The sequence below is a fragment of the Trinickia fusca genome, from assembly GCF_003628145.1.
GTDB lineage: Bacteria > Pseudomonadota > Gammaproteobacteria > Burkholderiales > Burkholderiaceae > Trinickia > Trinickia fusca.
Genome location: NZ_RBZV01000001.1, coordinates 493983 through 508129 on the forward strand (window position 1 = coordinate 493983; position 14147 = coordinate 508129).

The 14147-nt window shown below is 64.6% G+C and carries 12 protein-coding genes; 6 read left to right on the forward strand and 6 right to left on the reverse strand.

Translation table 11 applies throughout. From position 1 onward, the window contains the following. Positions 1-17: 17 nt before the first annotated feature. From tssL to tssB, 6 genes are all read right to left on the reverse strand, one after another. Positions 18-1289: a type VI secretion system protein TssL, long form gene (gene tssL / locus D7S89_RS01960; RefSeq protein WP_425470729.1), complete on the reverse strand. Its 1272-nt coding sequence runs from the start codon at positions 1287-1289 to the stop codon at positions 18-20. 87 nt (positions 1290-1376) lie between these two features. Beyond that, a complete protein-coding gene (gene tssK, locus D7S89_RS01965) occupies positions 1377-2723 on the reverse strand; it encodes a type VI secretion system baseplate subunit TssK (protein ID WP_121275094.1) in 1347 nt (448 codons plus the stop codon). Between the two features lie 21 nt (positions 2724-2744). Beyond that, positions 2745-3248 (reverse strand): type VI secretion system lipoprotein TssJ, encoded by a 504-nt coding sequence (tssJ, locus tag D7S89_RS01970; RefSeq protein WP_121275096.1) that lies wholly within the window; start codon positions 3246-3248, stop codon positions 2745-2747. Between the two features lie 111 nt (positions 3249-3359). Then, positions 3360-3845 carry an Hcp family type VI secretion system effector gene (locus D7S89_RS01975; RefSeq protein WP_121275098.1) on the reverse strand — a complete coding sequence of 162 codons (486 nt, stop codon included), beginning with the start codon at positions 3843-3845 and terminating at the stop codon, positions 3360-3362. A gap of 115 nt (positions 3846-3960) precedes the next feature. Further along, on the reverse strand, positions 3961-5460 hold the full coding sequence (gene tssC, locus D7S89_RS01980; protein ID WP_121275099.1) for a type VI secretion system contractile sheath large subunit: 1500 nt from the start codon (positions 5458-5460) through the stop codon (positions 3961-3963). 33 nt (positions 5461-5493) lie between these two features. Further along, positions 5494-6048, reverse strand: coding sequence for a type VI secretion system contractile sheath small subunit (gene tssB / locus D7S89_RS01985; RefSeq protein ID WP_121276009.1), 555 nt, complete (start codon positions 6046-6048; stop codon positions 5494-5496). 719 nt (positions 6049-6767) lie between these two features. On the opposite strand from tssB, the gene D7S89_RS01990 reads away from it, so the two are divergent. The 6 genes from D7S89_RS01990 to D7S89_RS02015 form a co-directional block, all read left to right on the forward strand. Beyond that, positions 6768-7520: a TagK domain-containing protein gene (locus tag D7S89_RS01990; protein ID WP_121275101.1), complete on the forward strand. Its 753-nt coding sequence runs from the start codon at positions 6768-6770 to the stop codon at positions 7518-7520. 55 nt (positions 7521-7575) lie between these two features. Further along, complete coding sequence (tssE, locus tag D7S89_RS01995; RefSeq protein WP_245982671.1) at positions 7576-8088, forward strand: type VI secretion system baseplate subunit TssE; 513 nt, start codon at positions 7576-7578, stop codon at positions 8086-8088. Positions 8089-8115: 27 nt separating this feature from the next. Next, positions 8116-10005, forward strand: a complete 1890-nt coding sequence (tssF, locus tag D7S89_RS02000; protein WP_121275105.1) for a type VI secretion system baseplate subunit TssF — start codon at positions 8116-8118, stop codon at positions 10003-10005. Next, positions 10005-11096, forward strand: a complete 1092-nt coding sequence (gene tssG / locus D7S89_RS02005; protein ID WP_121275106.1) for a type VI secretion system baseplate subunit TssG — start codon at positions 10005-10007, stop codon at positions 11094-11096. Before tssF ends, tssG begins: the two co-directional genes overlap by 1 nt. Continuing rightward, positions 11093-12187, forward strand: a complete 1095-nt coding sequence (locus D7S89_RS02010) for a type VI secretion system protein TssA (RefSeq protein ID WP_121275108.1) — start codon at positions 11093-11095, stop codon at positions 12185-12187. Before tssG ends, D7S89_RS02010 begins: the two co-directional genes overlap by 4 nt. 71 nt (positions 12188-12258) lie before the next feature. Then, a partial coding sequence (locus D7S89_RS02015) for a type VI secretion system Vgr family protein (protein ID WP_121275110.1) occupies positions 12259-14147 on the forward strand: 1889 nt, incomplete at its 3' end.

Genomic DNA, 14147 nt, shown 5'->3' on the forward strand with positions numbered 1-14147 from the left:
CGATGGTCGGGTGAGGGTTAGGGCGCAACCGTGATTGCGACGCGGCGATTCAGCGCGCGGCCTTGCACGGTTCGGTTGTCGCCGATCGGGTCCGCCTTGCCCTTGCCGATCGCCTCCAGGCGATTCGCAGGCACGCCGGCGCTCTGCAGCATCTGCATGACCTGGGTGGCGCGCTCTTCGGACAGCGCTTCGTTCGAGGCGAACTGCCGGCTCTTGACCGGCTCGTCGTCGGTGTAGCCGAGCACCGTCACCTTGCCCGGCACCTTCGCGATTTCGCCCGCGATCTTCGCGATCAGCGGCGCCATCGACGCGTTCACGGCTGCCGAGCCCGGATGGAACATCGCGTCGCCGCGAAACGTCACCGAGCTGTGGCGGTCGTCTTCATCGACGCTGACCGTACCGGCGCTAATCTCGCTCGCGAGCAGCGTCTTGAGACGCAGCAGACGAGGCGCAGGCGGAGTGGGCGGTGGCGTCATGCGGCCGATGTCGGCGATGCTCGTTTGCACGTCGCTGGCGCGCGTCGAAAGCACGAATTTGAAGTAGCCGAACAGGCCGAGCAGGATCAGCGACAGCACGACGACCGTGATCCAGACGGGGAAGTCGTAGAACGACGCATGCCGGCCTTTGGTGTTGGCTTGCCAATGCGGTGAAAGGGCGACGGACACCGGGCCGCGCTGAGACGCAAGCTCGTTGTAGATCCGTTGGCGCACGGTTTCGTGCTTGCGTTGGCCGTCGGCTTCGTACCGATAGCGGCCCTCGAAGCCGAGGCTCAGGAGCCGGTACACGACTTCGAGCAGATCGAGGTGTTCCTGCGGCGAGCTCATGAGCCGCCCGATCAGCAGATACACCTTGTCGCCACCTTGCCTGTCCTCATGGAACGATGTAGCGAGCCCGTCACTGATCCAGGCGCCGAGGTGGCCGTCGGCCGAGTGGGCCCACGAGGTTTGCATGGCGGCTTCGTCGAGTGCGGTGCAAAGGCAGTAGCGCGCGCCCAGCATATGATCGCGGCGCAGGTTCGCCTGCTCGCAGAGCCGCTGGAACACGCGCACTTCCTGTTCGAGCAGCAGGCGCAACTGCTGGATGCCTTCGCGATCGAGCTGATCCGGCATGTCGGCCAACGCCCGCAGCAGAGGCCGGGCCGCTTCGAGCAGCGGGTTGCGGGCGGCCTTGATCAAGGCGAGGCGGGCGGCGGGTGGTTCGGCGGCCGCGGGGCTCGCGCTCGCGCGCTGCGCAAACGGCATGGCGGCGGGATCGATCGGTTCCGGAACGGACCTGTCCGGACGATGCAGGGCTTCTGTGGTCACGGGTAGTCCCCCGGTTCGTGTGGTTGATCGAGGCAATTCGTACGCGCGAGTCAGCGCTGCCTGTGCTGGCCGCTATCCGCGAATGCCCCAGAGCTCCAGCTTCAATGACGGAAATTCGCCCGCGACGTGCAATGCCAGCCCGCCGTGCCGCGCGACTTCGTCCCACAGCGGCCCGGTGCGCGCGAGTTCGTAATAGACGTAGCCCGCGTTGAACGGAATCTGCCGCGGCGGCACCGGTAGCGCCTGTAGCGCGATGCCGGACAGATGACTGCGCACGAGGTCCGGGAGCCGCTCGGACGGCCCGGCTTTGGCCTGCGCGGCAAACTGTTGCTGCAGCGTGTCGGGCGGCATCTGCGCATGCACCGCGAGCACGACCGCGGTGAAGCTCTGCATGTCGGTCGGGTCGACCACGGCATTGCGCATCCCGTGTCCTTGATCGACGAGCACGATGCTCTGCGCGCTACGCACGAGCACCGCGTTCAGCAGCCGATGGGTATCGTCGACGACGGGCTTCAGGCACAGGTGCGGGGCGACGTGCTGATACGGTGGATGCGAGTCGAGCGGTCGGCGCGTGTCGGTGCGCACATAGGTCGACAGCTCGCCCGCCATGCTGACGAGCAGCGCGTACAGATCGGCAGGCGAGGTGGTCGGCACCCGCTGCAGATGCCGCAGCAGCGGCTCGTAACGGTTGAGCGTTTGCAGCAGCAGGTAATCGGACACTTCGGCCGTCGTGCCGGCCTTGCCGTCGGCACCGGTCAGGCGTTCGGCGAGCGCGTTCGCCCGCAGGCGCGTGAGATCGTGGATCTTCGCGAGCCAGCTCGCCAGCGTATCGCTCGCGCCGTAGCCGACCACCGGCGGAATCAGCGTGTCGTCGAGTTCGATGCTGGCATCGGCGCGGATCGCCTTGACGCGCGTCAAGGCGAGGCCGATCCATGCGTCGGTCAGCTCCTTCTCGGAAAGCAGCCGTAGACGCAGGCTCGACAGCTGGACGGTCTTCGGCCCTTGCCCGATCGAGTTCGTGTCGCGCAGATCGGTTTCGAACACGCCATAGCGGGCCAGCGACTCGGCGCCATGATCGAACGCGGTCTCCTCGCCGTTGGGCACACGGATCGGCACCGCGAGATAGATCACCTGATCCAGATGCTCGGGCTGGATCGTCAGCGGCGCGGGCGGGGGCGTGCTGCCCGGCGCGTCGAACGGCGTGCCGTCGGCGAATACGCCGCTGGCCGATTTGACGATGATCTTGCCGAGCGCGGGCGCTTCGGTATCGAGGCTGTAGTGGCTGAAGCCGAAGAAGAACGGCGAGAGAGGGGCCGCGCGCTTGTGCGCATAGTGCTCGAGGTAGCGCTCCTGCTGCTGGAACAGCTGCGGACGCATGAACAGCCCCTCGCTCCAGACAACCTTGTTATGCCAGCTCATGGTGTAGTTCCGCCGTTCGGGTCATTTACCGGTTTCTGTCACGCGGATCGCGTGGGTGTCGAGATCGATGGTCAACGTCAGCTTCGGCGACGAGAAGCGATACCACGCTGCGTTCCGTGCGGGCGGCAACGGGTAGACCGCGCGCCAGACCGAGTTCGGCAGATCGCGGTAGGCCGCGACGATGCCGAGCGCGGTGGCTTGGCTGTCGGCCTTGCGCCGGATCGTCCGGTGCTCGCCCGGGCGCAGCTGGAACTGCTCGCGCGTCACGAGGTCGTCGGCCAGCACGGCCTTGTCCTTGTCCTGCAGCGTGAAGTAATCGGCGGCGTTGAACGCGCCGTCGGTCTTCAGTTCGTAGAGGCTCACCACGATCGGCGCCGCGCGGTTTCGATCGTCCGGATTGACCGTGGGCGCGGCGTTCACGCCCAGGTCGAGCCAGGCCGCCTCCTGCTGCGTGGGGGCGCCGCTCGCACAGGCGGCGAGCACGAGCGAGCAGGCAAGGACACCAACGGGAGTGATCGGGCGCATTCGGGTACACCGTTCGTGGAAAAGAGAATCGATCGAAGGCGGGCGCTGTCCGGCGGAAGTCGTCGACGTCCGCCGGGTTCGCGCTACCGCCACCGCCATTGCCATCGCCGCTCAGGCTTCCTTGTTGCCCTTGATGTCGAAGCTGGTGGTCACGGCGCCACCGCTGCCGCCCTGCGCGTTCTGCACGACATACTCCTGCTTGATCTTCGCGAACGACAGCGACACCGTTTCGCGGCTGCGCTCCGTATCGACCCGGCTGCCCGAAGGCTTCACGCGCGTGACGATCACGTCGCTCATCGTGAGCTTCAGGTACTCGAGCGGATTGCCGCCAGCCTTGCGCATGACGAGCACGGCCTGGTCGACATGCTTGCCGGTCAGCGCGTACTTCATCAGGTTCGGGCTCGCGCGGTCGATCGCGTGTTCGAAGGTGAGATCCTTGACGGTCGCCTTGCCTGCGCCGCCGCCGCTGCCGGTATGCATCGTCGATTCCTGCTCGATTTCCCAGTCCCAGTTCAGGACTTCGATTTCGTCCTTGTGACTGCCGTCGAGCGACTCGCCGTTGATGCCGTCGATCTTCAAAAAAATGTCCTGAGCCATTTCGTTGCTCTCTCATGGGGATGACAAAAAAACAGCCGGTCTCGCGGAGCGCCACGCGCGGATTAAAGCTGCGATTCCGGCCAGCTTGATGAGGCCCGCCAGCAATTGCAGCGGCTCAGGCGGCTTCCTTGATCGCCGGCAGCTTCGCCACCAGACGCAGCGACACGGTCAGGCCTTCGAGTTGGAAGTGAGGCCGCAGGAAGAACTTCGCCTGGTAGTAGCCGGGATTGCCTGCCGCTTCCTCGACGACGACTTCGGCGGCGGCGAGCGGTCGGCGGGCCTTCGTCTCCTGCGACGAGTTGGCCGGATCGGCATCGACGTAGTTCATGATCCATTCGTTGAGCCAGCGCTGCATGTCCTCGCGCTCCTTGAAGGCACCGATCTTGTCGCGCACGATGCACTTCAGGTAGTGCGCGAAGCGCGAGCACGCGAACAGATACGGCAGGCGGGCCGACAGATTCGCATTGGCCGTCGCGGCGGAGTCGTCGTATTCGGCCGGCTTGTGCAGTGACTGCGCACCGATGAACGTTGCGTGATCGGTGTTCTTGCGGTGCACGAGCGGAATGAAGCCGTTCTTCGAGAGCTCTGCCTCGCGCCGGTCGGAAATCGCGATCTCGGTCGGGCATTTCATATCGACGCCGCCGTCGTCGGTCGGAAACGTATGGCACGGCAGGTTCTCGACCGTACCGCCGGACTCGACGCCCCGGATCAGCGAGCACCAGCCGTACAGCGTGAACGACCGGTTGATGTTCACGCCCATCGCATAGGCTGCGTTCGTCCATGCATAGCGGCGGTGATCGGCGCCGTTCGTGTCCTCCTCGAAATCGAACTCGTCGACCGGATTCGTCTGCACGCCATACGGCAGACGCGACAGAAAGCGCGGCATCGCCAGCCCGATATAGCGCGCGTCGTCCATGCTGCGCAGCGAGTTCCACGATGCGTATTCGAGGTTCTGCGTGAAGATTTTCGTGAGATCACGCGGGTTCGCCAGTTCCTGCCACGACTCCATCTGCAGCACCGACGGCGACGAGCCGGAAATGAAGGGCGTGTGCGCGGAGGCGGCCACCTTCGCGATCGAGCCGAGCAGGTCGACGTCCGGCGGCGTATGGTCGAAGTAGTAGTCGGCGACGAGGCAACCGTACGGTTCGCCGCCGAGCTGGCCGTATTCCTCTTCGTAGATCTGCTTGAAGATCGGGCTCTGGTCCCACGACTGACCTTTGTAGCGCCTCATCGAGCGGCGCAGCTCTTCCTTCGAGATGTCCATGAAGCGGATCTTCTGGCGCTCGTCGGTTTCGGTGTTCGACACCAGGTGATGCAGGCCGCGCCACGCCGACTCGAGCTTCTGGAAATCGTCGTGATGCAGGATCAGGTTGATCTGCTCGGAGAGCTTGTGATCGATCTGCGAGATGATCGCGGCGATGCTCTTGTAGGCATCGTCGCTGATCGTGATCGACTGCTGCAAGGCTTGTTCGGCGAGCGTGCGGACCGCGTACTCGACGGCCTCGCGGGCCTGCTCCGTTTTCGGTTTGAATTCCTGGGCGAGCAGGAGTGCGAAGTCCGATTGCGGTTGCAGTTGCATTTCAACGCCGCCTGTCTGCGTTTGCTGTTTTTTCATGATTCCTTCCTCAGGGTTGCCCTGTTCGGCCGATCAGTTAGCGTCGTCCTCGCGATGCGCGGCGTCGTTCGTGTCCGTCTCGCTCGTGAGCTGGGGTTTCGGTGCAGCCGCGAGCGATTCGAGCAGCGCATGGTCCTGCAGCAAGTGGTTCACGAGCGCTTCGGCGCCCGATTTGCCGTCCATGTACGTTTGCAGGTTGGCGAGCTGGGTGCGCGCCTCGAGCAGCCGCCGCAGCGGTTCCACCATGCGGGCGATGGCGGCCGGCGAGAAGTCCTCGATGCTCTCGAAGGTCATGTCGACCAACAGTTGTCCGTCGCCCGTGAGCGTGTTCTCGACGGCAAACCCGACGCGCGGCCGGATGGCTTTCATGCGCTCGTCGAAGTTGTCGATGTCGATGTCGAGAAATTGCCGGTCGGCCACGGCTGGCAGCGGCACCTCGGGCTTGCCGGAAAGGTCGGCTAGCACGCCCATGACGAACGGCAGCTCGACCTTCTTTTCCGAGCCGTAAACCTCGACGTCGTATTCGATCTGCACTCGCGGCGCGCGATTGCGTGCAATGAATTTCTGTGAACTGCTGGATGTGGACATGCCTGACTCCATGAGAGTGGGAAGGGGGCAGGGTGATTTGGCCTGCATCACGGGAAATGGCGTCGCCGGGGACGGCGCCTGGTTCGCGCGACCGGGATGGACGACAAGTCCCACCGCAGCCGGTGCGACCTGATCTGCCAAGCCGATGTCGATACGCGCGAGCACTTCTTTCGAGGAAAACGCGTCGAGCCACAGCGCGGAGAGGCGCGGCAGCACATGCCGCGCGATGAAGCCGATTGGCATCCGTGCACCGGTACGAAATCGCCATGATTTTTCCCCTTTCTGCTCTTGCATTCTCTTGATTGCGGAGGCGTGCAAGTCGTCGCGCATTTTCCTGTAATTCGTTCGCATGCAAATTATTTTTATGTGAGGGGAAATGTGGAAGTGTTAACAATTGAAAAGACATTTGTGGTGGATGAAATGGGGAAGTGTTAACAATTGCAAAGCCGCCTCGGTCGATCCTGGACAGTCGCAAGCATCCGGTACACACTGGTTTCATGTTTCAGGGGCGCATCGTGCAGCACATGGCGCTAGATGAAAATAAAACCGGATCATGGAATTCTTAAAAAGATTTGATTAAGCGGTTATGTGTTTTCGTGAGGGTGGTGCTTGGCTTTACGAAAATTGGTAGGTGTGCCGTATTCGAATCGAAATGAGTGAATCGGCGCGATATGCGTCGACATGGATTTCTCGCTACCCCTTTTATCGATCGGGTTCTCATGCGTGCTTTTAAATTGTTTCGTCGAAACGAACCGGGCGCGAAATACGCGGCGGCGCTGCCGCGCGCCGATGCTTTGCCCCCGGCTGCCCGCGACGAGCGCGCGCCACGCCTCGAGTGGCTGCCGACCCGTTCCCCGGAAGCGGGCTTGCATGACGGCACGCGCGACGACAACGCGGTGTTCGGCCTGATCGGCACGGCGATAGCGGCACAAGCGTTCGCTCCCGGGGGGGAAGGGCCAACTGACGAGGGTGTGGCGACCGTCGACGGTTCGGTCCCTGCCCGGAGCCTCATGCAAGCGTTGTATGAGCAGTATTGCCGGGCACTCGAAGATCCGCAGGCGTCGCTGCAGAGCGACGGGGCAGCCTATGCGGCGATGTCATACCGACCGCTGCCGGATCAGCGCGACGAGCGGCACAAGGATGCTGAGAGTACGGACTCGATCAACGGACTCCTATCCGATGCGCGCGTTTTTGGCGACGTCTTCGACTTGCTCGGACCGGACGACATGCCTGATCCGGCAGCCGCGGACCCGATTCCGGAGGTCCTGCGGCTTTTTGCGCCGACCGAATACTTTGCAACGACGACGCGTCGCCCCAGCAACTTGCCGCCTGAACTCGCGCGGCGCGAACACCTGGCGCTTGCCATCGATAGCCCGGCGCCGGCGTTGGGCTCCACGTTGGCCACCGTCGACGCGATCGGCACTGTGACGCATGAACCGATGCATGAGGAGGACGCCGATGGACAGGCATAAGAAGGGGACGCCGGTGCCGGACGTCAGCAACGGCACGCGCCCGGGCAGCGAAGGCATGAGGCCGCCGCGTCGTCCGAACACGCACCTGCTACCCACGCTGCTCGACCGCCTGCGCGACGATGCGCCCCAACGCCAGACAGAGGCACCCGGTGAATACGCGGTGACGCGCATGCAAATGCGCGGCATCGTTCAGCGCGATCTCGCGTATCTGTTGAATACGACGAACATCGAAGAGCACATCGACCGGGAGCGGTATCCGGACGCGGCGGCGTCGACCGTCAACTTCGGCACGCCGCCGCTCGCCGGCGCGTTCATGGCCTCGCGCAATTGGGCCGAGATCGAGCGGATCATCCGCCGCGTCATCCACGACTTCGAGCCGCGTCTCATGGCGGAAACGCTCGTCGTCGCGCCATCGAAGGATGTCGAGTCCGGCGAGCGTGCCAACGTGTTGTCGTTCGAGGTGCGAGGCATGGTCCGCATGGACCCCTATCCGATCGAATTCATGGTCCATAGCGCGCTCGATCTCGAAACGAGCCAGGTGAACATTACCGGCATGCGCGCGAGTTGACGCGCGGGCCGACCAAGGGGATATCCAGTGGACCCGCGACTGCTCGACTACTACAACCAGGAACTGATCTACATGCGTGAGCTTGCTGCCGAGTTCGCGCAGGCGCATCCGAAGATTGCACGGCGCCTCGGCATGCAGGCGGGTGAGGTGGCGGACCCCTACGTCGAACGGCTGATCGAGTCGTTCTGCTTCATGGCCGCGCGCATGCAGATCAAGCTCGACGCGGAGTTTCCGCGCTTCACGGGCCGGCTGCTGGAAGTGCTCTACCCGAACTACGTGGCGCCCACGCCGTCGATGGCGGTCGCACGCCTTTATCCGAGCCGCACGGAAGGCAATCTCGCAGAGGGCTTTCGCATCGCACGCGGCACGGCCTTTACGGCGCGCGTGCCAGCTGGCGAGAAGACCGCTTGTCAGTTCCGCAGCGGCCAGGATGTGACGCTCTATCCGCTGGAGATCGTCGAGGCACGGCTGACGGGCATTCCGCCCGACATCCCGGCGCTCGACCGCTACGTCCCGGCCAACACCCAGGTGCGTGGCGCGCTGCGTCTGCGACTGCGTACGACCGGCAACGTCCGCATCGCCGATCTCAAGGGGCTCGACCGGTTGCCGCTGTATCTGGCGGGCGACGACCAGGTGGCCTCGCATTTGTTCGAGCTGTTGCACGTGGCCGGTGTCGCGACGATCACGGGCACGCCCGGCGAATTCGCCACACCCGGACGGCCGCTCTCCGCGGTCACGGTCGATGCGATCGCACACGAAGGGCTTGGCGTCGACGAGGGCTTGCTGCCCCTCACATGGTCGACGTTCCATGGACACAACCTGTTGCATGAATACTTCGCCTGTCCGGCACGGTTCTACTTCGTCGCGTTGACCGGGCTTGAAGAGGGGCTGCATCGCGTGACGGGCCAGGAGGTCGAGATCGTCGTATTGCTCGACCAGTCGCCTGAGCGGCTCGCGAACCTCGTCGACGCCTCGCGTTTTGCGCTGTTCTGCACGCCGGTGATCAACCTGTTTCCGCGCCACATGGACCGGGTCGAGCTGTCGACGCGACAGACCGAGTTTCACCTGGTGCCTGCTCGTCTGTCGCCGCTCGACTACGAGGTGTTTTCGGTCGAAGCGATGGTTGGGCAGGTCGCGGCCACGTCCAGGGAAGTCGAGTTCCGGCCGCTATACCAGACGCTGAACAACGATGAGCACAATCACGGCCGATATTTCTCGACGCGGCGCGAGCAGCGGCTCGTTTCGGACTCGGCGCGCCGTTACGGCACGCGTACGCCGTATGTCGGGACGGAGATGTTCGTGTCGCTGGTCGATCAGAACGAGGCGCCCTATGGCGAAGACATTCGCTACCTGTCGGTCGATGCGCTGGTGACGAACCGCGATCTGCCGAGCCTCGTGCCGCGCGACGGCGTGCGCGACCTGACGGTGGTCGAATCCGCACCGCTCGAAAGCGTCGGCCTGATCCGTGCGCCGACCATGCCGAAGGCGCCGTATGCGGAGCGCGAGATGGCCTGGCGGCTGATTCGCCAGTTGAACTTCAATTACCTGCCGCTCGACGAACTCGATCACCGTGCCGGTGGCCAGGGCTTGCGCGATCTGCTGCGGCTGTTCCTGAGCGGCGACGAGGCCGACAACCGGCGGAGAATCGAAAGCCTGATCGGCGTGAAGACGCGGCCGGTGACGAGGAAGCTGCCCGGCGCGGGCCCGCTTGTCTTCGGACGCGGGATCGAATGTTCGTTGACCGTCGACGAGCAGGGGTTTTCCGGCGTCAGTCCGTACCTGTTCGGATTGGTGCTCGAACATTACCTGGCGCGGCATGTCTCGATCAACGTCTTCACGCAGACCGAGCTCAATACGATCCAGCGCGGGCGCATCGCTCGCTGGCCGGTGCGCATGGGCGTGCGGGGAGCGGCCTGATGGAACGCGACACGCTCGAGGCCGTCGTGCGCGACGCCGCGCTTTCTCCGCAGATGCTCGCGCGCCTGCGGGACGAACCGTGGCGCTATGGGTTCCTCGCGCTCGTACGGCGCATCGGCGCGGACCCCCGCATCGATCCCGTCGGCACGGCGAGACGCCCGCAGGCGGAGCCGTTTCGACTCGGACAACAGCCGAGCCTGGCGTTCTCGCCGCGCGAGATCGCGAGTGCCGGCGAAGCGAACGGGCGGCTCAAAGTGCGCCTCTTCGGTTTGGGCATGTTGGGGCCGAACGGGCCATTGCCGATCCACGTCACGGAGATCGCGCGCGACCGCGAAGAGAGCCGGCGCGACACCACGCTCGGCGATTTCCTCGACCTGTTCCACCATCGCTATCTGACGCTGCTGTATCGCGCCTGGGCCTCGGCGCAGGCGGCGGCAGGTCTCGACAGGCCCGGCGACGAACGCTTTTCCTTCTATATCGCCAGTCTCACCGGGCAGGATGTCGGCGAGATTGGCGGCCGTCCGTTGCCCGCGCATGCGCGCCTGTCGGCGTCCCCGCATCTGGTGCGCGAGGCGCGTAACCCCGATGGCCTGCGCATGACGCTCGAGCGGTATTTCGGCGTACCGGTGACGATCGAGGAAAACGTGTTCCACTGGATTGCCGTGGATCCGCTCGAACACAGCTATCTAGGCAAGCCGGGCGCTGCCTCGACCATGGCCGAAGGCGCGATGCTCGGCGAGCTGGTGCCGGACCGGCAGCACAAATTCCGCCTCTCGATCGGGCCGCTCGATATCGACGCATACCTGCGCTTCACGCCTGAAGGCGAAGATTTGCCGCGGCTCGTCGAGTGGGTGAGAGCCTTCGTCGGCTATGAATTCGAATGGGAGTTGGAACTGCGCATCAAGCCGAACGCCGCGCCGCCCGCGGTGATGGGCGGGACGCATCAGCTCGGTTGGTCCGGTTGGCTGGGCTGTTCGCCGCTAGGCGAGCCCGTCACGGGGATGCGTTTCGAACCCGAGCGGTATGCGGACCGATTCGCGCACGATGCCGATCGATCTGCCCGGTCACCGGGCGTGGGGGAGAGACGATGAGCGAGAGCAGAAAATCAGCGGGCAAATCCTCGGCCGGTCGGACGCAAAAGACGCACGACTGGATGGCGCCGGTCGATCCCGTTGCGCCGTGCGGCGCGGATCTTGAATACGATCCCGAATTCGTGCTGCTGTCGGCGAAGGTCGCCCCTCGGACGGAAGCCCAATATGGCAACTTCGTCGGCGCGCCGGAACCGGCGAACTGGAGCGACGTCGAGCGCGACTGCCGGCGGCTGATGATGCGCAGCAAGGACATGCGCCTTGCCGTGCTGTTCGCGCGGTGCCGCACGCGCCTCGGCGGCGCAGCGGGACTGGCGGAAGGCACCGGCCTGCTGGCCGCGTGGCTGGCCGCCTTTCCGGACGCGATCCACCCGCAAGCCGACGTCGATCCGGATCGCGACGCCGCATTGGACATCCGGAAGAACGCACTGCAGGCGCTGACCGATCACGATGGCTTGATGGCGGACGTGCGTGAGATCGAGCTGACCAAGTCGACCGCGATGCGCTTGCAGGTGCGCGACGTAGAGCGCGCATTGGCGCAACCGCGCCCGAGCGATGCGCTTGCGCCGGACTCGGTCGTGCGGCAGCTCGCGGATCTGCAAGCACAGCAGCCGGCCACCCTGGCTGGCTTGCGCGAAGCGCTCACGAGCCTCGCCGCAATCGACGGATGGAGTCGCGAGCATCTCGGTGAGTATGCGCCTGATCTGTCGGCGCTCGAAGGGCTGCTGCGGCATGTGGCGGGCCGGAGCGAGCGCTCGGGTGGTGCCGACCCGGTGGCCGAGCGGACCGACGAGCCGCCGCCGCAGGAAGCGGCAGGTACGCGAGCAGACGAATCGCTGCCGACGCAGGAGGCAAGCGCCGCAGATCCGATTGCCGACTCGATCGAGCGCGGAACGGTCGCGACACAGAAAGATCGTTACGCCGCACGCGAGTTGATCCGCGAAGCACGCGAGTGGTTCGAGCAGCATGAGCCGAGCAGCCCGATTCCATTATTGCTTAGGCGTGCAGAATATTTCGTAGGAAGACGCTATGCGGAAGTCGTGCACGCGATTCCGGTCGAACTGCTGGCAGCTTGGGGCGGCGAAGCGCCCTGATCGCCAATGGGCGCGACGAACACAGGTCGGTGCGACTCACCGATGGATGCAGTTTCTCGAGGGATTCGGTCATGGCTACTTTTCTCACCGCTCGTACCATCACGATCAGCGGTCCCGCGTTGCCGATGTCGCCCGCAGGCGACCCTGCGCTTGCGCTGAGCGCCATCCATGGCAACGAAGCGTTGTCGGAGATCTACACCTATACGCTCGATTGCCTCACGCCGCCGGACCTGACGCTACCGGACGAGCAGGCCGCCAACCTCGATCTCAAGGCGATGATCGGCAAGGCGTTGACCGTGACCATCCAGCTCGAAGGGATGGGCTCGTTCGTGCCCAGCATGCCGGGGATGTCCGGCGCCGCCAATATCGGGCAAGGCAAGCGCGAGATCAGCGGCATCGTGACCGGTGCGAGCTTCGAGGGGCCGTTGAACCGGCAGTGCCGATACCGGCTGACCCTACAGCCGTGGATCTATCTGGCCGACCAGCGCTCGGACTATCGGATTTTCCAGAACAGGACGGTGGAAGAGATCATCGACGAAGTCCTGAACGCGTACTCGTACTCGTACGACAAGCGGCTCAGCGGCGGGTATCCGAAGCGGGTCTACCAGGTGCAGTACGGAGAGACGGATTTTGCCTTCATCCAGCGGCTGATGCAGGAGCACGGCATCTATTGGTTCTTCGAGCACTCGAACAAGGTGCACCGGATGGTGCTCGTGGATCATCTGGGCGCGCACAAGCCGGTCGACAGCATGGCGTACCACACGCTGTGGTACTACCCGCCCGGACACAAGATCGATATCGAATATATCGACAGGTTCAAGACGGAGGAGCGCATCCAACCGGGCCGCTGGACCACGAGCGACTTCGACTTCGAAAAGCCGAAAGCGGATCTCGGCGTCGAGAACGCCTTGCCGCAGGACACGGCGCACAACGGGCTCGAACGATACGAGTGGCCTGGCGACTACACGGAACGGGAGCACGGCGAACAGTTTGCCCAGGTGCGGATGGAGGAGGTGCGGGCACAAGGGGAGCGCTCATCGGGCAGCGGCAATGTGCGCAACGTCGTATGCGGCACGACGTTTGCGTTGGAGGGCTATCCGCTCGCTGCCGCGAACCGGGAGTACCTGGTGCTCGGCGCGTCATTCGCGGCGACGGAAGCGAGCGGAGCGACGGGGCCCGAGGCATACCGGATCAGCGCCTCGTTTGTCGTGCAGCCCGCCACCACGGTGTTCCGGCCTGCGCGCACGGCAAGCAAACCCCGCACGCGCGGGCCGCAGACGGCGATCGTGACCGGTCCGCCAGGACAGCCGATCTGGACCGATCAATACGGGCGGATCAAAGTGAAGTTTCACTGGGATCGCTCACCCATTCGCGACCAGAACTCGTCGTGCTGGGTACGGGTGTCGTATCCGTGGTCGGGGAACAATTACGGGGGCGTCAGCATCCCGCGCGTGGGTTCGGAGGTCATCGTCGACTTCGAGAACGGTGATCCGGACCGGCCGATCGTGACAGGGCAGGTCTACAACGCGCTGCACATGCCGCCGTGGCCGCTGCCGGACAACGCAACACAAAGCGGGATGTTGACTCGCACGCCGACAGGCAGCGGCGAGAACGCCAACATGCTGCGCTTCGAAGACAAGGCAGGCTCCGAGCAGGTCAAGCTGCACGCGGAGCGCAATTACGACGTGTCGGTGGAGCAGGACTCGTCGATCGCCGTCAAGGGCAAACACCTGACCCTGGTGGGACTGGATCTGCTATCGGTGCCGTCCACGCAGTCGCCGTTGAAGCGGCTGACGCAGCTATTGCGGCGGGGGCGCGCGCCGAGTCCCGCTGCGGCGAGTCCTGCTGCGGCGAGTCCTGCTGCGGCTAGCCCTGCTGCGGCGAGTCCTGCTGCGGCGAGTCCTGCTGCGGCGAGTCCTGCTGCGGCGAGTCCTGCTGCGGCGAGTCCTGCTGCGGCGAG